This window comes from Virgibacillus sp. M23, from assembly GCF_034190895.1.
Taxonomy (GTDB): Bacteria; Bacillota; Bacilli; order Bacillales; family Amphibacillaceae; genus Virgibacillus; species Virgibacillus salarius.
Genome location: NZ_JAWDHA010000077.1, coordinates 1 through 19,801, shown reverse-complemented (window position 1 = coordinate 19,801; position 19,801 = coordinate 1). Strand labels below are relative to the sequence as shown.

Here is a 19,801-nt window from a genome sequence, read left to right as displayed (position 1 = left end):
AACCCGGTTAGAATATTCTGTACTCTGATTAAACGCTTTATCCATCAATACATTCAATGAAATGGTGCTTGATTAATTCTAAGAAAACAAGAGTATTTTGAAGATAATTAAAGTATATAGAGGGAGGATTAAGTTTTGAAATAGCTGAATCATTATATGTTATTGGTGTTCTATGTAAAAAGTATTTGATGTTGAGTGAAAATACAGTATAATGTAACGTAAGTAATAAAAACGTGATAATATTTTATAATACTGCTTATTTTATATTCGGAAAATTCACATGATTTAATCGACCGAATGAGTTTTTCAATCGATTGAATTTAGTCAAGAGAGTTTGCTTCATTATGGCAATCGGCTTCGGCTATTTACTTTCACTTTTAAGTTTGGTTACCACTTATTTACTTAGCAAAGGTAAGTCAATAAAAAGAAAATATATCTACTTCGGAATCATGGTTATGACAGTGCTGGCTCCATTTTTATCCTTTGCGATCGGATTGACATATGCAAGGATTGTTGAAAATGGTTGGGCGGCATTGATTATATGGTACTTATTTCCGTTATTTTTCCTATTAGGGCTCATTCTCCTTCTGGTAGGTACTTTTAAGAAGCAAGTGGAATAATGACTATTATACTTATTGTAGTGAGTGTATGCTATTTATAATGAAAGTAAATATGATTAAAGAGCTTAAATGGTTAGGTTTTCATATTTATAGTTAGGGATGGTGTTTACATGGTTCAAGCAAGTACAGTTCTCTTAGATCAGTTGTTAGCAAATGCAAATGATCGAAGCTGGTATGTTTCTTTTGAGGAGTCCGTTGAGAATCTATCTGAAGAGGATGCATTTTGGAAGCCAGATGATCAAAGTCATAGTATAGCAGAGATTGTGCAACACCTTATTTATTGGAATGAAGTATGGCAACAGAGATATGAACAGCGTAATTTTAATGCCGTAACGTCCTTGGACAATAATTCAAAAAGTTTTTCTGTAAAAAGGGATGATAGTTTTAAGCTGCTTAAAGGTCGGTTATTGGAAGTACTTTTACGTTGGCAGGACATAATTACAGAAGATAGTTTACATATGGGTGTAACAGGCTTTCCCGTCGAAGCTGAGTGGTGGGGATTAATTAGTAACGCTGCTACACATAATGCTTACCATATAGGGCAAATAGCTTACTTGAGAAAAATGAAAAAAGACTATTACATATAAAAATGCTCTTTAAATATATGCGTATAAGGATTAATGATATGGATAGAGCATCCAGTCTTAAGGCTTGGTGCTTTACTTTTTTTATAGTAAATAACGGTTTAGTGTTCTTATACTTATTTCTAAGTTTGATGAGGACAGAATTACCTTACATTACTCAATCCATATAGAAAACTTCAATTGTATGAGTATCGAAAATTTTATTATATGGAAACCTATTTTGTTCCATGCTTACATGATACGTATTGTCTTCCTTAATATCCTTCCAGCTTTCAGCGATTGGTATAACCTCTTCATTTCTAATTAATATCTTAGAGTCACTTAAGTCTAATGTTACCTTTTCCGTATCTCCAACTTTATGAAATGTGACCATATATTGTCCTTGTTTATCTTCCTTCTTATCTAGATGTATTAAACCAAAATATCCGGGTTTAGAATAGTAATTATGTACAAGTAATAAGAAGAAGAGAAAGAATGCTGTTATGATTACAAATTTTTTCAACCTATATACTCCTTCTATTCCTGTGATTTTAAATAGTAAATCGATGCCAAGATTTTAAGTTAAATTATCTATTTTAAATGAGTTATGTATTGAGCCTCATTGAAGCAAATACTAGAATTAGAATCGCAAAAAATCAGTATGAAAAGAATAGCTGCCTAAATTGTATCGTTTAAACTGAGAGGTAATTATCCGATATAATTATCATACAATACATGACAACAATAAAATACAATATAAAATTTAAAAAATTATATTGTAAACTTGAAAGTCTGTTGTTAATATGAATGGAACACATCGTAGAGGGAATTAGGATTGAGATGACATAGTAGTTTTTTCGTAAGTACCGAACAGTACCTCTCATTTAAATCGAAGGTAAAGAATAAGAGATCAATGAAATTGGAATTTTTCGTCTTAATAAATTTATATTTATAGATTTATTTTAATATATATAAATTTTGATAAAGAAATTACTTTGCTTATAAATTTGGTTTTAAATTACTTTGCTTAGGGAATGTATATCTAGTATCTTATATATAAATACTAAAACTGCAGAAAGGAGGAAGATGATGCAGCAGCTACCTGAGAACGTCATTCTTTTTCCAAAATGGAGAACAATTTTGGAAGAGGAAAGCTTAACGGCTCTCAAAGAGAAGAAATATGCAGAAGCACTATCGAAATTAGATAAATTATTAAGCTATCAAGTAGATAGCTATGAAATCATAAGTGGTAAACTTATTTGCTTGATGGAGCTTGGTCGCCATCAAGAGGCACAAGATATATGTGAAGAATTGTTAAAACGAAAAGATGCACATTATTATCATTATTTACATATTTACTTAACCATTCTATTCCAAACAAATCAGTATGATCTACTTATGGAACAAGTGGATTTTGAATTCGCTACAAATGCAGTTCCACCTATCATGCAGGAACAATTTCAACAGCTATATGATATGAGTAGTAAAATGAAGGCGGATATAAATGTAGAACACGCGTCAGCTTATTTGGATGATCTAACGCAAGCCATTTCCTCAGATGATTATAAAAGGCAGTGGCAGCTCATTGAGGATTTACGTAAGCTGAAAACACAACCGACAAAAAGAATCCGCAGTTTATTATTAAATAAGGATATCCATCCTGTAATCAAGTCAGCTATTTTCATGTGGTTACAGGAAGTAAATGATATGGATGCTGTTGAGATACATAAATGGGATAAACAAATGACGGTTAAACCAAGTGATATTGGAAAAATACATAGCCTTCCTGTAACGAAGCAAATTCTACTTATTATAAGTGAGCTTGAACAAACGAATCCTTCTATGTTTGAATTGCTTTATAAATTAATACACCATTATATGTACGTTAGATATCCGTCAGTTCCTCCAGAAGAAGATGCTGAATATATTGCAAAAGCATTAAAGCAGGTAGGTTCTGACTATTTAAATATACATACAATGACTTCTAAGGATGACAATGAGAAAGTAAAATATTATATAGAAGAAATTGAGCTGTGTGAAACACTTTATGCAAGTATTATTGAGGAATAAGAATCACTTTAAATGCTTGAAAGGACATGCAATTATGTTATAATAAGATGGTTGTATTTTTAGATCATTATCTAGTAATGAACGTGTAAAATGAAGGACACAATAGATTTTGGAGGGAATTTTTATGTCAGCGAAATGGGAAAAACAAGAAGGAAATGAAGGAGTACTTACGATAGAAGTAAGTGTTGAAGAATTTGACAAAGCATTGGATAAAGCTTTTAAGAAAGTGTCCAAAGATGTGCAAATTCCTGGATTCCGTAAGGGTAAAATTCCACGTGGACTCTTTGAAAAAAGATTTGGTGTAGAATCATTATATCAAGATGCTGTTGATATTGTACTTCCTGATGCTTATATGAAAGCAGTTGAAGAAACAGGCATTGAGCCAGTAGCTCAACCAGATGTAGACATTGAAACTATTGAAAAAGGTCAACCACTTGTATTTACTGCTAAAGTAACAGTTAAGCCTGAAGTGAAACTTGGCGATTATAAAGGGTTAGAAGTGGAAGAAGAATCTGTAGAGGTTACAGATGAAGATGTTGATCATGATTTAGAGCATCAGCGTCAACACCATGCAGAATTAGTAATAAAAGAAGAAGGAAAAATTGAAGATGGCGATACAGCTGTTATTGATTTCGAAGGCTTTGTTGATGGAGAAGCTTTTGAAGGTGGAAAAGGTGAAAGTCATTCCTTAGAGATCGGCTCTGGTCAATTTATTCCTGGATTTGAGGAGCAATTAATTGGAAAGGAAACAGGTGACGAAACAGAGGCTACCGTAACGTTCCCAGAAGATTATCATGCCGAAGAGCTTGCTGGTAAAGAAGCAACCTTTAACGTGAAAATTCATGAAGTAAAATATAAAGAATTACCTGAACTTGATGATGAGTTTGCTAAAGATTTAGATGATGAAGTTGAAACACTAGAAGAATTGAAGAGTAAGAAAAAAGAGCAGCTTTTAGAACAAAAGAAACAAGATGCAGAAAACAAAAAACGCGAAACATTAATTGAAAAAGCTAGTGAGAATGCAGCAATGGATATTCCAGAAGCAATGGTTGATACGGAGCTTGACCAAATGGTTAAAGAGTTTGAACAACGTCTGCAAATGCAGGGTATGACTCTAGAAATGTATTCTCAATTCTCTGGTCAAGATGAAGCTGCACTGAAGGAACAAATGAGAGAAGACGCAGAGAAACGTGTGAAAACAAATCTTACCCTAGAAGCTATTGTGAATGAGGAAAATCTTGAAGTTTCAGAAGAAGATGTAAATGAAGAACTTGAAAAAATGGCATCCATGTATGGTGCTGAAGTAGAACAACTTAAGCAAATGCTTGGCGGTAATACGGATGCAATCGAGGGTGACTTGAAAATGAGAAAAGCGATTGATTTCCTTGTAGAACAAAGCAAAACAGTTTAATCTTGATTGGATAGGTTTATATACTGTAGGATAAGGCAAATACTAAAACAAGGTGCGATGTGTTCGCACCTTGTTTTCCATTATTTACTCTCAAAGAATTTGGGTGAATTATAAATTAAGCGACTTTATTTAGAGAACTAACATATAGTATAAATAGTATGTACTGACTTTTAAATTGAAAATTCCAAGTAAATATGGGATGCTTGGTAATATGTAGCTTTATGATTAAATGATTGATGGTTATGTCAGATCATTGAAGAAAATGGATGACATGGGTAGCAAAAACCTTTTAAAAAGGTTTATTGTTTTGTATTTTAATTTTGATCTGATATGATGACTATAAAGTTGAAACCTAACGAAGAAAAGCTTAGGAGTAGATTTAAACTTTTAGGGGTGAAAATGATGTTTAAATTTAATGAAGAAAAAGGACAATTGAAATGTTCATTCTGCGGTAAAAGCCAGGATCAAGTTCGTAAATTAGTTGCTGGACCGGGCGTTTATATATGTGATGAGTGCATAGAGCTTTGTACTGAAATTGTTGAAGAGGAATTGGGCACGGAAGAAGAAACAGAACTTAAAGAAATCCCGAAGCCAAGAGAAATTTGTGAAATATTAGATGATTATGTAATTGGTCAAGATAAAGCCAAGAAAAATTTATCTGTGGCTGTTTATAATCACTACAAGCGAATTAATACACCGAAAAGCACAGTAGACGATGTGGAACTGTCAAAAAGTAACATTGCGATGATTGGGCCAACAGGAAGCGGTAAAACACTTTTAGCACAAACATTAGCTCGTATCATTAATGTCCCTTTTGCAATGGCCGATGCTACATCCTTAACGGAAGCTGGTTATGTAGGTGAAGATGTGGAAAACATTTTACTTAAACTAATTCAGGCAGCAGATTATGATGTGGAGAAAGCCGAAAAAGGTATCATTTATATTGATGAGATTGATAAAGTTGCTCGAAAATCAGAAAACCCATCAATTACACGTGATGTTTCTGGAGAAGGTGTTCAACAAGCACTATTAAAAATTCTGGAAGGGACAGTAGCGAGTGTACCTCCACAAGGAGGGAGAAAGCACCCCCACCAAGAATTTATCCAAATTGACACAACCAATATATTATTTATTGTAGGTGGAGCGTTTGATGGTATCGACCAAGTAGTGAAACGTCGATTAGGAGAAAAGGTTATTGGTTTTGGTGCCAACGAAAGACAACAGGAGCTTGAAATGGGACAGTTACTTGCTAAAGTTCTTCCAGAAGATTTACTTCGATATGGATTAATTCCTGAATTCATTGGAAGAATTCCTGTGATCGGAAGCTTAACACCGCTTGATGAAGAAGCGCTTGTGGAAATATTGACAAAGCCGAAAAATGCTCTCGTAAAGCAATATGAGAAGCTATTCCAAATGGACGATGTTGAATTGGAATTTGAAGAAAACGCATTAAAAGAAATTGCGGCAAAGGCAATCGAAAGAAAGACAGGAGCCAGAGGCTTGCGTTCTATCATTGAAGGTATCATGCTCGATGTGATGTTTGATCTTCCATCAAGAGAAGATATTGAAAAATGTATTATAACTGAACAAACTGTTCAAGATGAAAATGGAAGCCCTAAATTAGTGTATAGGGATGGTACGGTTACAGAAGGTAATAAGAAGCATCCTCGAGAAAGTGCATAACACCTACCATTAAATCTAAGTTGAATACTGATGTTAAGGAGACTGACTTTATTACACGTTTTCATGTAACCAAGTCAGTCTCTTTTCATGACTGAATTGTATATTTATCTTGAGCAAGCGAATCATAAGAATAACAACTAAAACAAATTCGATATATTGATTTACAAATTTAAGACTTTTATATAAACTTTAAGCACATATGAAAAAATGTGAAATATTGATTACATAGTTTTGGAGGTACATATCATGACAAAAGAAAACATGCAGCTTCCCCTCCTTCCTTTACGCGGACTTTTAGTATTTCCATCTATGGTAATACATCTTGATGTGGGTCGTGCTAAATCAATTGCAGCATTAGAGAAAGCAATGATGGATGATCAGGAAATCTTTCTCGCTGCACAGAAAAAAGACAGGCTGGAAGAGCCAGAGCCAAAAGATATTTATTCTACAGGTACGCTAGCTACGGTTAAACAGATGATAAAGCTTCCAAATGGAACAATACGTGTATTAGTCGAAGGACTTTATCGTGGAGAAATAGTCCGTTATGTGGAACAAAACGAAGAGTTCGTGGTCGAAATCAAAAAGTTAGAAGATATTCAAACTGACTATCATGAGGAAGAGGCCCTCATGCGCTCACTGTTAAACCAATTTGAGCAATACATTAAAGTATCTAGAAAACTCACTCATGAAACCTTCGACATCGTTTCCGATATTGAAGAACCTGGGAGATTAGCGGATATGATTACCTCGCATTTATCCTTGAAAATAAAAGAAAAGCAAGAGCTATTAGAAACAACAAATGTAAAGGATAGATTAAAGCAGTTAGTTCGAATAATTTCAAATGAAAAGAAGGTCCTTGATTTAGAAAAGAAAATCGGACAACGTGTAAAAACATCTATGGAAAAAACACAGAAAGAATTTTATTTACGTGAGCAGCTAAAAGCTATTCAAAAAGAATTAGGTGAAAAAGATGGTAAGTCAGGTGAGGTAAGTCAGTTAAAAGAAAAAATTGATCAATCAGATATGCCAGATAATATTAGGGATGTTGCATGGAAAGAATTAGACCGGTATGAAAAAGTACCACAAAGTTCTGCTGAAAGTTCTGTAATCCGCAACTATCTAGAATGGTTATTATCATTACCTTGGACAGAAAAAACACAGGATACGATCGAAATTGAATATGCAGAGGAAATATTAGATAGAGACCATTATGGTCTTGATAAGGTAAAGGAACGAATACTAGAATATTTAGCTGTACAAAAATTAACCAATTCAATAAAAGGACCTATATTGTGTTTAGTTGGACCACCTGGGGTTGGGAAAACCTCATTAGCAAAATCCATTGCTAGATCAATAAACCGAAATTTCGTTCGAATTTCCCTTGGAGGAGTTAGGGATGAGGCTGAAATAAGAGGACATAGACGCACTTATATTGGTGCCATGCCCGGTAGGATTATTCAAGGAATGAAGAAGGCAAAAACGGTAAATCCTGTTTTTTTATTAGATGAAATAGACAAAATGTCAAATGATTTCCGTGGTGATCCTTCATCTGCAATGTTAGAAGTGCTTGATCCAGAGCAAAATAGCAATTTCAGTGATCATTTTATTGAAGAGACTTATGACCTTTCCAATGTACTATTTGTAGCAACAGCAAATTATGTAAATAATATTCCTGAGCCATTATTAGATCGAATGGAATTAATTTCTATTGCCGGATATACAGAAGTCGAAAAGCAATATATAGCGAAGCAGCATCTATTGCCGAAGCAGTTAAAAGAAAATGGGTTGAAGAAAAGTAATTTACAAATCCGCGATGATGCACTTTTAAAATTAATACGTACATACACTAGAGAGGCAGGAGTACGTAATTTAGAAAGACAATTGGCTACCCTTTGTAGAAAGGCAGCTAAAATTATTATTTCCGAAGAGAAGAAACGTGTAATTGTTACTAATAATAGTATTGAAACACTATTAGGAAAACCATTGTACCGTTACGGGTTAATCGAGCAAGAGAATCAGATTGGGACTGCAACAGGTCTTGCATATACTGCAGCTGGGGGAGACACGTTATCAATTGAGGTATCTCATTATCCTGGTAAAGGGAAATTGACACTTACTGGAAAACTCGGTGATGTTATGCAAGAATCCGCTCAAGCAGCATTTAGTTATATACGGTCTCGATCCAAGGAATTAAATATAGATCCTTCCTTTCATGAAAATAGTGATATTCATATACATGTTCCTGAAGGCGCAACCCCTAAGGATGGTCCATCCGCAGGTATAACGATGGCAACTGCGTTAGTTTCTGCGTTAACTGGACGAGCGGTAAAGAAGGAAGTTGGAATGACTGGAGAAATTACATTAAGAGGACGAGTATTACCGATTGGTGGGCTTAAAGAAAAGTCTTTAAGTGCTCATCGTGCAGGTATAACAACGATAATCATTCCAGAGGAAAATGAGAAAGATATTGAATCCATTCCTGAAAGTGTTCGGAATGATTTAAGGTTTATACCTGTTCGTCATTTAGATCAAGTATTAGAACACGCGTTAGTGGGGGAGAAGAATGAAAGTAATAAACGCTGAAATAGTAATTAGTGCTGTAAGTGAAAAACAATACCCAAATGATCACCTCCCAGAAATTGCCTTGGCGGGGCGATCTAATGTTGGAAAATCGTCCTTCATTAATAAATTAATTAACAGAAAAAATTTAGCTCGAACTTCTTCTAAACCAGGTAAAACACAAACACTTAATTTCTATAAGATAAATAATGGTTTCTATTTTGTAGATGTTCCTGGTTATGGTTATGCAAAAGTATCAAAAAAAGAACGAGAAAAATGGGGTAAAATGATGGAGGAGTATTTCGAAAAGCGCTCATCATTAAAAGCAGTCCTTCTTATTACGGATGTCCGTCATGAACCTACAAAAGATGATATTCAAATGTATGATTATCTTAAACATTATGAGTTACCAGTCATTGTAATTGCAACCAAATTGGATAAAGTACCTAAAAGTAAACGTGCCAAACATATCAAACGGACAAAGTCTGTACTACAAATGGAATCAGATGATGTTTTATTACCTTTCTCAGCCGAAACTGGAGAGGGAAAGGATCAGGCATGGTCAATTATTAGGAATCATATCGGTCAATAGATAAATGCAGGTAAGACAAAAGAAATTCAGATAAACATACGAAGATAAGTGGGTAAAGTCATCGAACGGATGATTTTGCCCACTATTTCTATTTAGAAGTTATAGTAAGAGGGAAACGAAAGCTCGAACAAGGTCTATAGGACCTCGATTCCGAATAATAAAACGAGCTTCTTCACTTTCATTTTTGCAAAAGGGATGTCCTACTAAACTTCCTACAGGAAAGGAAGTTTAAAATATCTTTATTATAAACAATAAATGAAATAATATTAAATTTTTAGAATTCAGGAGTATAACTTAGTATTTATGGGTATGTGTAAGAGAAATAGAGTTATAACCTGATAGAATATTCATTTGTTCTTTAAAGATATGAGACTCGCCTATAGCCAATTGGTGATTAATCATTAACATTGTTATAATTTTACTTATTGGTGCGCAATTAAGAAAAATGCGATCTCTTCTGAGCAATTCACTAAGAATTAGAAAGGGTGTTTACCTGTTGAAAAAACTGAATATTACAATATTTGTCTTTTTATTAATGTTGTTTCTTGCTGCTTGTGGGTCAGATGAAGGTTCAACTTCATCAGAGGGTGATTCAGAAAGTGAAAAAAATGCCTTCTGGCTTGTAGAGGATGGAAAGCTTACATTTGCTGCTTCTGGAGAATTTAAACCTTTCAGTTACATGGAGGGGACGAAGATGGTAGGCTATGATATTGCTGTTGGTAAGGCAATTGCTAATAAATTAGGATTAGAACCCAATCCACAGCGTGCAAAATTCTCTGGGATCGTTACAGGAGTTACAGAAGGAAGGTACGACATAGCGGTTGCCAGTCATACGATAACAGAGGAACGTTTAAAGCAGGTTAATTTCTCCCAACCTTATTATTATTCAGGTCCAGTAATTTATACTAGGCCAGACAGTGAAATTCAAGCACCTGAGGATCTTGAAGGCAAAGAGGTTTCTGTTGCGCGAGGAACGACATATATCGAAATGGCAACGGAATATACAGATAACATTCCACAGGTTGATAGTGATGTAGTAGCCTTACAATCTTTGGCAAAAGGGCATCATGATGCTGTCATAACGGACGATGTCACGGGAATAACTGCGATTGATAATGGGTTAAAAATAGAAAATAGAGGTCAGCTTGGAGTAAGCGAACAAGCGATTGCTATTGGAAAAGACAATAATGCGTTATTAAAGGCGGTTAATGAGGCATTACAGGAAATGAAGGAAAATGGAGAGCTTCAAGAGCTTTCTGAAAAATGGGTTGGTGGTGACATTACACAAAAACCAGAAACTGTGGATTAAGCTGTTTGTTGAATAATAGAATAGGATACAGAAGGTTACAAGTGTGCGCAAAAAGTTGCGCACACTTCCATCTTTAAGGGAGGGAAATATGATTTGTCAGCAATCACACACTTTTTTGAGATTTTTACAGGGAGCATAGATGTATTTTTAGATGGACTATGGATAACGATTAAGCTATCTGTTGTTTCTTTATTAATAGCCTTTATCATTGGTTTGTTTTTTGCAATATTGAAGATTTCAAATATAAAAATACTGCAATGGATAGCGGATGCTTATATTTGGATAGTAAGAGGTACTCCACTTATTGTGCAAATTTTTATTCTTTTTTATGGTCTTACTGATATATTACTTATACCAATGTTTTGGGCAGGAGCAGCCGGTTTAGCCTTTCATAGTGGTGCTTATATTGCTGAAATTATCCGAGGTGCTATCCAGTCAATTGATAAAGGACAACGTGAAGCTGGTCGCTCACTGGGGATGAGCAGAGGATTAACGATGCGAAGAATTATTCTCCCGCAAGCTTTTCGCAGAGCAGTTCCCTCTTTGGGAAATCAATTTATCATAGGTATTAAGGATTCTTCCTTAGTCTCTTTTATTGGAATGCAGGATTTATTTGGAGTAGCAAGTACGATGGGATCGAATAGCTTTGATTATCTACCATATTATTTAACTGTAGCAATCTACTATCTCTTGATTGTACTCATTCTAACCTATGTGGTGAATCTAACTGAGAAAAAGCTCGCACGTAGTGATTAATTAGAGGAGGAAAGAAATGGATACATTGAACAACCAAGAAATGATTAAAGTTAATAAGTTAAATAAATCATTTGGCAACTTACATGTTTTAAAGAATATAAATTTAACGGTAAAGGAAAGTGATGTTGTCGTTCTAGTTGGTGCTAGTGGTTCTGGTAAAAGCACGCTACTTCGTTGCTTGAACTTTTTAGAAATAAAAAACAGTGGACAAATAATCATTGAGGGAGAACAAATTGAAAAGGATACCCATGATCTAAACAAAATACGACAAAAAGTAGGTATGGTGTTTCAACACTTTAATTTATTTCCACATATGACGGTGTTGCAGAATGTTATCGAGGCTCCCATCCAGGTTAAAAAACAAACGAAACAGGAGGCAATAGAAGAAGGGAAATATTTATTAGAGAAAGTTGGTTTAGGAGACAAGTATGATGTGTATCCTTCCACTTTATCTGGTGGTCAAAAACAACGTGTGGCAATTGCTAGAGCATTAGCAATGAAACCGGATGTCATGCTGTTTGATGAACCAACTTCCGCACTAGATCCTGAATTGGTGGGAGAAGTTTTAGCAACAATGAAGGAATTGGCAGAAGAGGGGATGACTATGGTTGTTGTAACACATGAAATGGGATTTGCCCGTGAGGTTGCTGATTGGGCTGTCTATATGCATGAAGGTAAAATTATTGAGGTTGGCAGCCCAAATGAATTATTTGATAATCCAAAAGAAAAAAGGACACAGGCCTTTCTGAGCTCTGTATTATAAAACAACGTATGAAAAAAAGACATTTGCTTAAACTAATGCAGATGTCTTTTTTTTAGGCTAGACTTACTTTTTCCTTTTCAATAGATACAAGCCTAAGACAATAAGAATAACTGGCCAAAATCGTTCTAAATATTCTACAACGATATAGATCCAATTAAACCAAACCGGCAGTTGAATAGAAAAAAGCATAATAATAGCAAAAACAATAAGTAATAAACCAGGAATGATTCCCTCTTTCGTATGTAAATAGCGGATGATAAATGCTATACCCACGATAAGGAGATACATGGCCCAATGATCTATCCAAAAGGAATAATAAGCAATCCCATAAAAATGTATACCTAATCCTAAGATTACTGTACCAGTAAATAAATTTTGATAACTTTTTGTAACATAGCTATGGATAAGTAATACAAGCCCAATTAGAATGATTATTGTTTGCCATGAATAAAAATTAGATAGTATGGGGATGTTTAATTGTTGTAATAGAAAAAACACACCGATACCAATTAGTAAATAAGCAGTTAAAGTTTGTTGTTTTTTCAAGCTTTCACCTCATGTAGCTGCATTTCAGATTCTTGCTTCTTTTATGCCATTATGATAAAGTACATTCGTGTTAATAATCCTATAATTACTCTACCATATTGTTTCAGATTATGTTCACATTTAAAGAAATTGTAAATAAATAATCATGTTATAATGGAAATTAGCAAAGGTTTTAGTTTATACTAATTATTAAGTAAAACTTTCTATTTAAAGTACGTATGGATTAGCTAGGATTTTTGGGGGTAGATAGTGTGCATATTTTAAAAGTTGGGTTTAATTACAGAACAGCCCCTGTAGAAATAAGGGAGAAGCTTGCATTTTCAGAAGAAGATCTTCATGATGCTATGGTTACGTTGAAGAAACAAAAGAGCATTCTGGAAAATGTGATTGTTTCCACATGCAATCGTACCGAGATTTATGCTGTAGTTGATCAACTTCACACAGGCCGCTATTATATTAAGCAATTTTTAGCGGACTGGTTTCAAGTAGATAAGAACGAGTTCGCACCCTTTTTACGAATAACAGAAGATGATGGTGCGATGGAGCATTTATTTCGTGTAATCACAGGGCTAGATTCCATGGTCTTAGGTGAGACACAAATTTTGGGACAAGTAAAACAAGCGTTTTTAACTGCTCAAAAAATGGAAACAACAGGTACCATTTTTAATGAATTGTTCAAGCAGGCTATTACATTTGGTAAGCGAGTACAAAAGGAAACGTCTATAGGCGAACACGCAGTTTCTGTTAGTTATGCTGCAGTAGAGTTAGCAAAAAAAATCTTCGGCAGCTTACAACATAAACATGTAGTCATTTTAGGAGCAGGGAAAATGGGGGAACTTGCTGCCAAAAACCTCCAAGGCTCTGGCGCAACGCAAATTACAGTTGTTAATCGAACAAAGGAAAAGGCAGAAGTACTTGCAACAAAATTTTCTGCACAATCTGAATCAATGGATTACTTACCACATGTATTAAAAAGTGCGGATATTGTAATTACTTCAACAGGTTCAGATTCCGTAATTCTGACGAAAGACATGGTTGAACCTGTACAAAAAGAACGTAAGGGTAGCCCACTGTTTTTAGTTGATATTGCTGTACCAAGAGACGTAGATCCTGCTATTAGTCAGATGGATAATATTTTCCTATATGATATTGATGATTTGCAGCATATCGTGGATGAAAACTTAGAAGCTAGAAAAAATGCTGCCGAACAAATTGAGTTAATGTTTGAAGCTGAGATTGTATCATTTAAAGAATGGCTTAAAACACTTGGTGTAGTTCCAGTAATATCGGCTTTAAGGCAAAAAGCACTTTCCATCCAAGCGGAAACGGTAAAAAGCATTGAACGTAAAATTCCTGATTTGACAGAAAGAGAAAAGAAAGTTATTAACAAGCATACTAAAAGCATTGTTAATCAACTTCTGAAAGAACCTGTTACGCAAGTAAAGGAATTAGCTGCTGGTCATAATGCTGATGACACACTGCAGTTATTCATTGATATTTTTGGAATTGAAGATGAGGTACAAGCTGAATATGCAAAGCAGGCAAAAAAAAATGATTCGGTTACAGCAATCAAGAAGAAAGAGGTATCCTTTCCGTTGTTGGATAAGATAACAACTTTATAATGAAAGGATTTCACGTATGATTGAACTAAAATGGCTTTATGAATTCATACTGATTATCTATGGTTTGAGCTTGATTGGATATTTTATCGATTTTATTCAGGACAACCGGAAGGTCAATCGAGCTGCCTTCTGGTTGCTTAGTGTGGTTTGGGTTATACAAACCGTTTTTTTATTGTACGAAGTACTAATCGAACATAACTTTCCAATCATTACGTTAAATGATAGTTTGTTTTTTTATGCATGGGTCTTAGTTACGATTTCGTTAATTGCGAACAAATTATTTCCTATTCATTTTATCGTCTTTTTTACAAATGTCTTCAGTTTTTTTATCTTATTATTATATTTACTATTGGATGCACAGGCAAATTTAGAAACACATGGTATCCAGCTTGTTCATGAGATATTAGTTGCTCATATCACGGTTGCCATCATTTCCTATGGTTTCTTTACATTTTCATTTCTATTATCGTTAATGTATATCATTCAATATCAGCTTCTGAAGCGGAAAAAAGGCTTTAAATGGATGTGGAGATTTGGGGATTTAAATAGACTTGATGATTATTCATTTAAAGCAGTAACAATTGGTGTTCCATTATTACTAATTGCTATTATTTTAGGTGTGGTATGGGCATATGTGTCAAACGCAGAATTCTACTGGTTTGATTTGAAAACGATCGGATCTTTCTTTGTACTCGCTATATATATCATTTACTTGATTTTAAGATTACTAAAAGGGTATAAAGGTAAGGTGACAGCAATGTATAATACCGCAGCGTTTCTTATTTTATTAATTAATTTCTTTTTATTTAGCACCTTATCAAATTTTCACTTTTAGTCGTTAAGGAGGAAGTTACAGTGCGTAAAATTGTTGTTGGGTCAAGAAAAAGTAATCTAGCATTAACGCAAACGAATTGGGTGATTAACAGATTAAAACAAGCTGGAGTTGAAAATGAGTTTGAAGTAAAAAAAATTGTAACAAAAGGTGATCGCATCTTAGACGTTACCTTATCAAAGGTAGGGGGAAAAGGACTCTTTGTTAAGGAAATTGAACAAGCTATGTATAATAAAGAAATCGATTTAGCTGTACATAGTATGAAAGATATGCCAGCTAAAATGCCAGATGGTCTTGTGATTACAACCATTCCAGAGCGTGAGGATCATCGTGATGCCTTTATTTCGGAAGGGAATGTTATGCTTCATGATTTAAGGAAAGGGGCGATTGTTGGTACTAGTAGTCTACGTAGAGCGGCACAAATATTAGCTGCACGTCCAGATGTTAGTATTAAGTGGATCAGAGGAAATATAGAGACGCGGATTCGAAAATTAAAGGAAGAAGATTATGATGCGATTGTTTTAGCTGTTTCCGGGCTCAAACGTGTCGGTTTGAGTGAAGAACTAATTACAGAATATTTAGAGCCAGATGTCTGCGTTCCTGCAGTTGGACAGGGCGCTTTAGCTATCGAATGTCGTGAAGATGATCAAGAACTTCGTGCATTACTTTCTAAAATTAATGATGCATCTACAACGCGTACAGTGACAGCAGAAAGAACTTTCTTACATCTTCTTGAAGGAGGCTGTCAAGTTCCTATTGGTGGCTACGCATATTTAGAAGGCGATGATATAATCTTGACCGCGCTTGTAGGTACACCTGATGGGAAAACGATTTTGAAGGAAGTTGTTCGTGGAACAGATCCAGAATTAGTTGGGAAAGAAGCTGCTGAGAGACTGATGAATCAAGGTGCAAAGGAAATTATTGAAAAAGTAAAAGAGGAGCTAGACAAATAATGTCCTTGCCATTATCAGGAAGGAAGATTCTCGTCACTCGAGAACAAACTAAGGCGCTATCATTTGCTGAGAAAATAAAGGCTTTAGGTGGTAAACCTGTTTCAGCTCCATTATTACGCATTGCTTGTAGAGATAGGGAGAATCATTTTGAATTTTTTCAGTCTATCTCTAAATTTGCCTGGATCTTCTTTACAAGTTCAAATGGGGTTGATTGCTTTTTTAAGCTTGTCAATCGTTATCAAGTCGATATACATTTGCAACAAGTAAAGATAGCAGTGGTTGGCCGGAAAACGGAAGAAAAGCTTAAGCAATTTGGATATGCTGCCCAATTTATACCTTCAGCCTATAATGCAGATACGATGGCAACCGAGTTCTTGGAAAAATATAGTGATCCTGGCCCAATTTTATTGATACAAGGTAATCGCTCCAGAGATATTTTGCCGAAACGATTGGAAGCAGAAAATCTATTATTTACACCATTCGTAGTATACGAAACCTATTCCAATGAAGTGATGAAAGATAAATTATCAAGCATTCTAGAAGAACATAGCTTTGATTATCTTACATTTACAAGTCCATCAACTATTGAAGCATTTGTAGAGATGACTTCTCACATACCACATATACCCTGTGTCTGCATCGGTACAACTACTGAACTACGGGCAAAACAAGTGGGATTTCAATCTATATTAGTACCTAATGAATTTACTATTGATGGTATGATAACTTGTATGATAAACGATATTCAAAAGAGAGGATAGATAAATATGAAAGCTACAGAAGGGTTTGCACGTCATCGCAGGCTAAGAAGTTCGGATTCCATGCGGGCATTGGTAAGAGAAACACATTTGCACACTAATGATCTCATTTATCCATTGTTTGTTATCGAAGGTGAGAATATAAAAAATGAAGTACCATCTATGCCTGGTGTTTATCAAGTATCGTTGGATTTATTATTAGGAGAAGTAAAAGAAATTGATCAACTTGGGATAAAAGCATTAATGTTGTTTGGTGTACCTAAGGATAAGGATGAGCAAGGCACTGGTGCATTTACAGATCAAGGGATTGTCCAAGAAGCTACGCGTTTAATTAAAAAGGCACTTCCTTCGATGTTAGTGCTAGCTGATACTTGCTTATGCGAATATACATCCCATGGTCATTGTGGTGTGATTCATAACCATGATGTAGATAATGATGCATCACTAGAATTGTTAGCTAAAACGGCTGTATCACAGGCAGAAGCGGGTGCGGACATAATCGCCCCTTCTAACATGATGGATGGATTTGTAACAGTCATTCGTAGCGCGTTGGATGAAGCCGGATATAAAAATATTCCGATTATGTCCTATGCTGTAAAATATTCTTCAGCCTTCTATGGCCCATTTCGTGATGCAGCTGATAGCACACCGCAATTTGGCGACAGAAAAACGTATCAAATGGATCCTGCAAATCGATTGGAAGCAATGCGTGAGACGCAATCCGATGTAGAGGAAGGCGCAGACTTTTTGATTGTGAAGCCAGCACTATCCTACTTAGATATTGTAAGAGATGTTAAAAATAACTTTGATGTGCCAGTTGTTGCCTATAATGTTAGTGGAGAATATTCGATGGTAAAAGCTGCAGCAATGAATGGATGGATTAATGAGGAAGAGCTTGTGATGGAAAAGTTACTTTCTATGAAACGAGCAGGTGCCGACTTGATTATTACTTATTTTGCAAAAGATGTTGCAAAATGGTTAAATAAATAGCATTTTATCAGTTAAAAAACAGAGGTGATTATTTGTGAAAAGCTTTACCAAGTCTAGCGATGCATACAAAGAAGCAGTTGATTTAATGCCTGGAGGTGTAAATTCGCCTGTCCGCGCATTTAAGTCTGTAGGGATGTCACCAATTTTTATGCAATCTGGCAAAGGTTCTAAAATGAAAGATATTGATGGAAACGAGTATATTGATTATGTATTAAGCTGGGGACCACTTATCTTGGGGCATGCAGATGATCGTGTCGTAGAGAAATTAAAGCAGGTGGCAGAAAAGGGAACAAGCTTTGGTGCTCCTACCTTAGTAGAAAATGAACTAGCCCAACTCGTTATTGATCGTGTTCCATCTATTGAAATGGTAAGAATGGTAAACTCAGGAACAGAAGCCACGATGAGTGCTTTACGTGTAGCGAGAGGCTACACGGGAAGAGATAAAATATTAAAGTTTGAAGGGAATTACCATGGACATGGCGATTCTTTATTAATAAAGGCTGGTTCAGGTGTAGCAACACTAGGACTACCGGATAGTCCTGGAGTTCCAAAGTCAATTGCACAAAACACCATAACAGTTCCTTATAATGATTTGGAAAGTACTCGTTATGCCTTCGAACAATTTGGTGACGATATTGCTGCTGTAATTGTTGAGCCGGTTTCAGGAAATATGGGTGTTGTACCTCCACGTAATAACTTTTTACAAGAGCTACGGACGATTACAGAAAATAATGGTACGGTTCTAATATTTGATGAAGTTATGACAGGATTCCGCGTTGACTATCATTGTGCACAAGGACATTTTGCAGTTACTCCTGATATGACATGCCTTGGAAAAGTAATTGGTGGGGGTCTTCCTGTAGGTGCATATGGTGGGAAAAGAGAAATAATGGAAAAAGTTGCTCCGACAGGAACTATCTATCAAGCTGGAACGTTATCAGGGAATCCATTAGCGATGACTGCAGGTATTGAAACACTAAAAGCACTAACCAATGAAACCTACGTGGAGATTAATAAGAAGGTTGACCAATTAGTGGAAGGCTTCACCCAAGCTGCAACTAAATATAATATTCCATTGCATATTAATCGTGCTGGTTCTATGGTTGGGGTATTCTTTACCAATGAAGATGTGACTAATTTCGCAACAGCACAGACTTCCAATCTAGATTATTTCTCTCAATATTATAAAGGGATGATTGAAGAAGGAATATTTTTGCCTCCATCACAGTTTGAAGGCCTATTCCTATCAACCGCTCATACGGATGAAGATATTGAGAAAACAATTAACGCGATTCATACGGTATTTTCCAAAATTAAATAACAATCATAAAAAGCTATTCTCTGCACGACGGAGATTAGCTTTTTTAATTGTCTAGGAAATTAAAAGTTAACCCATGTGGATAAATATGGGCGTGAGCCGCGTCCAGCTCCAGCGCCCAGAAACTAGGCGACTTCATGAATCACCTTACGATAAGTCATCGTCGGTTCGTAAGTTTACCGTGATTCCTTTATCTTAGTTAACTCGCTCCAGTTGCTATATTTCTAATCGAGTGCTTTTGCTTTTGTTCTAAGTTAAGAAAGTATAAAATCAGTGCAATGACTGCGTTAAGCCAAGTAGTTATTTTGAAATGTTTGATGTATATTGGTAATGCTCCGACTAATTACTTCGCTTTCCGCGGGCACGGCCCATAGCCGTCAAGCTAAGAAAAAAGTAGTATGGTGCAATGAAAATATAAACATATTTTTCCAGTTTAGTCCGTATTCTCTTATGGGT

Annotated in this window: 18 protein-coding genes; 16 read left to right on the top strand and 2 right to left on the bottom strand. The window is 35.4% G+C overall.

What is annotated here, in order from left to right; translation table 11 throughout:
- Positions 1-344: 344 nt before the first annotated feature.
- Positions 345-620 (top strand): hypothetical protein, encoded by a 276-nt coding sequence (locus RVS70_RS19630; RefSeq protein ID WP_121605446.1) that lies wholly within the window; start codon positions 345-347, stop codon positions 618-620.
- 110 nt (positions 621-730) lie between these two features.
- Positions 731-1,207 (top strand): DinB family protein, encoded by a 477-nt coding sequence (locus tag RVS70_RS19625; RefSeq protein ID WP_166530548.1) that lies wholly within the window; start codon positions 731-733, stop codon positions 1,205-1,207.
- A gap of 154 nt (positions 1,208-1,361) precedes the next feature.
- On the opposite strand, the gene RVS70_RS19620 is transcribed toward RVS70_RS19625, so the two are convergent.
- Entirely contained in the window at positions 1,362-1,706 is a 345-nt protein-coding gene (locus tag RVS70_RS19620) for a hypothetical protein (protein WP_205388684.1), read from the bottom strand.
- 566 nt (positions 1,707-2,272) lie between these two features.
- Here RVS70_RS19620 and RVS70_RS19615 point away from each other — a divergent pair.
- The 8 genes from RVS70_RS19615 (at position 2,273) to RVS70_RS19580 (ending at position 12,326) form a co-directional block, all read left to right on the top strand.
- On the top strand, positions 2,273-3,253 hold the full coding sequence (locus RVS70_RS19615) for a tetratricopeptide repeat protein (RefSeq protein ID WP_026681313.1): 981 nt from the start codon (positions 2,273-2,275) through the stop codon (positions 3,251-3,253).
- 124 nt (positions 3,254-3,377) lie between these two features.
- On the top strand, positions 3,378-4,664 hold the full coding sequence (gene tig, locus RVS70_RS19610) for a trigger factor (RefSeq protein ID WP_205388683.1): 1,287 nt from the start codon (positions 3,378-3,380) through the stop codon (positions 4,662-4,664).
- A gap of 402 nt (positions 4,665-5,066) precedes the next feature.
- Entirely contained in the window at positions 5,067-6,347 is a 1,281-nt protein-coding gene (gene clpX, locus RVS70_RS19605) for an ATP-dependent protease ATP-binding subunit ClpX (RefSeq protein ID WP_026681311.1), read from the top strand.
- 246 nt (positions 6,348-6,593) lie between these two features.
- Positions 6,594-8,930 carry an endopeptidase La gene (gene lon, locus RVS70_RS19600; RefSeq protein ID WP_026681310.1) on the top strand — a complete coding sequence of 779 codons (2,337 nt, stop codon included), beginning with the start codon at positions 6,594-6,596 and terminating at the stop codon, positions 8,928-8,930.
- Positions 8,911-9,498 (top strand): ribosome biogenesis GTP-binding protein YihA/YsxC, encoded by a 588-nt coding sequence (gene yihA, locus RVS70_RS19595; protein ID WP_026681309.1) that lies wholly within the window; start codon positions 8,911-8,913, stop codon positions 9,496-9,498. The genes lon and yihA overlap by 20 nt, the downstream gene beginning before the upstream one ends.
- Positions 9,499-9,994: 496 nt before the next feature.
- Complete coding sequence (locus tag RVS70_RS19590) at positions 9,995-10,807, top strand: transporter substrate-binding domain-containing protein (RefSeq protein WP_205388682.1); 813 nt, start codon at positions 9,995-9,997, stop codon at positions 10,805-10,807.
- Between the two features lie 93 nt (positions 10,808-10,900).
- Positions 10,901-11,563, top strand: coding sequence for an amino acid ABC transporter permease (locus tag RVS70_RS19585; protein ID WP_026681307.1), 663 nt, complete (start codon positions 10,901-10,903; stop codon positions 11,561-11,563).
- Between the two features lie 40 nt (positions 11,564-11,603).
- The gene (locus RVS70_RS19580) at positions 11,604-12,326 is read left to right on the top strand and encodes an amino acid ABC transporter ATP-binding protein (RefSeq protein ID WP_205389773.1); all 723 of its coding nucleotides are present in this window, start codon (positions 11,604-11,606) and stop codon (positions 12,324-12,326) included.
- A 63-nt stretch (positions 12,327-12,389) separates the two neighbouring features.
- On the opposite strand, the gene RVS70_RS19575 is transcribed toward RVS70_RS19580, so the two are convergent.
- A complete protein-coding gene (locus RVS70_RS19575) occupies positions 12,390-12,872 on the bottom strand; it encodes a LiaI-LiaF-like domain-containing protein (protein ID WP_026681305.1) in 483 nt (160 codons plus the stop codon).
- 251 nt (positions 12,873-13,123) lie between these two features.
- On the opposite strand from RVS70_RS19575, the gene hemA reads away from it, so the two are divergent.
- Genes hemA through hemL form a run of 6 tightly spaced genes read left to right on the top strand, consistent with a single transcriptional unit; the run spans position 13,124 to position 19,348 of the window.
- Positions 13,124-14,494 carry a glutamyl-tRNA reductase gene (gene hemA, locus RVS70_RS19570; RefSeq protein ID WP_026681304.1) on the top strand — a complete coding sequence of 457 codons (1,371 nt, stop codon included), beginning with the start codon at positions 13,124-13,126 and terminating at the stop codon, positions 14,492-14,494.
- Positions 14,495-14,510: 16 nt separating this feature from the next.
- Positions 14,511-15,329, top strand: coding sequence for a cytochrome c biogenesis protein (locus tag RVS70_RS19565; protein ID WP_026681303.1), 819 nt, complete (start codon positions 14,511-14,513; stop codon positions 15,327-15,329).
- A 20-nt stretch (positions 15,330-15,349) separates the two neighbouring features.
- Positions 15,350-16,279 (top strand): hydroxymethylbilane synthase, encoded by a 930-nt coding sequence (gene hemC / locus RVS70_RS19560; protein WP_026681302.1) that lies wholly within the window; start codon positions 15,350-15,352, stop codon positions 16,277-16,279.
- Positions 16,279-17,040 (top strand): uroporphyrinogen-III synthase, encoded by a 762-nt coding sequence (locus RVS70_RS19555; RefSeq protein WP_121605441.1) that lies wholly within the window; start codon positions 16,279-16,281, stop codon positions 17,038-17,040. Before hemC ends, RVS70_RS19555 begins: the two co-directional genes overlap by 1 nt.
- Positions 17,041-17,046: 6 nt before the next feature.
- Positions 17,047-18,027, top strand: coding sequence for a porphobilinogen synthase (gene hemB / locus RVS70_RS19550; protein ID WP_205388681.1), 981 nt, complete (start codon positions 17,047-17,049; stop codon positions 18,025-18,027).
- A 34-nt stretch (positions 18,028-18,061) separates the two neighbouring features.
- The gene (gene hemL / locus RVS70_RS19545; RefSeq protein WP_026681299.1) at positions 18,062-19,348 is read left to right on the top strand and encodes a glutamate-1-semialdehyde 2,1-aminomutase; all 1,287 of its coding nucleotides are present in this window, start codon (positions 18,062-18,064) and stop codon (positions 19,346-19,348) included.
- The last annotated feature ends 453 nt before the right edge of the window (positions 19,349-19,801 follow it).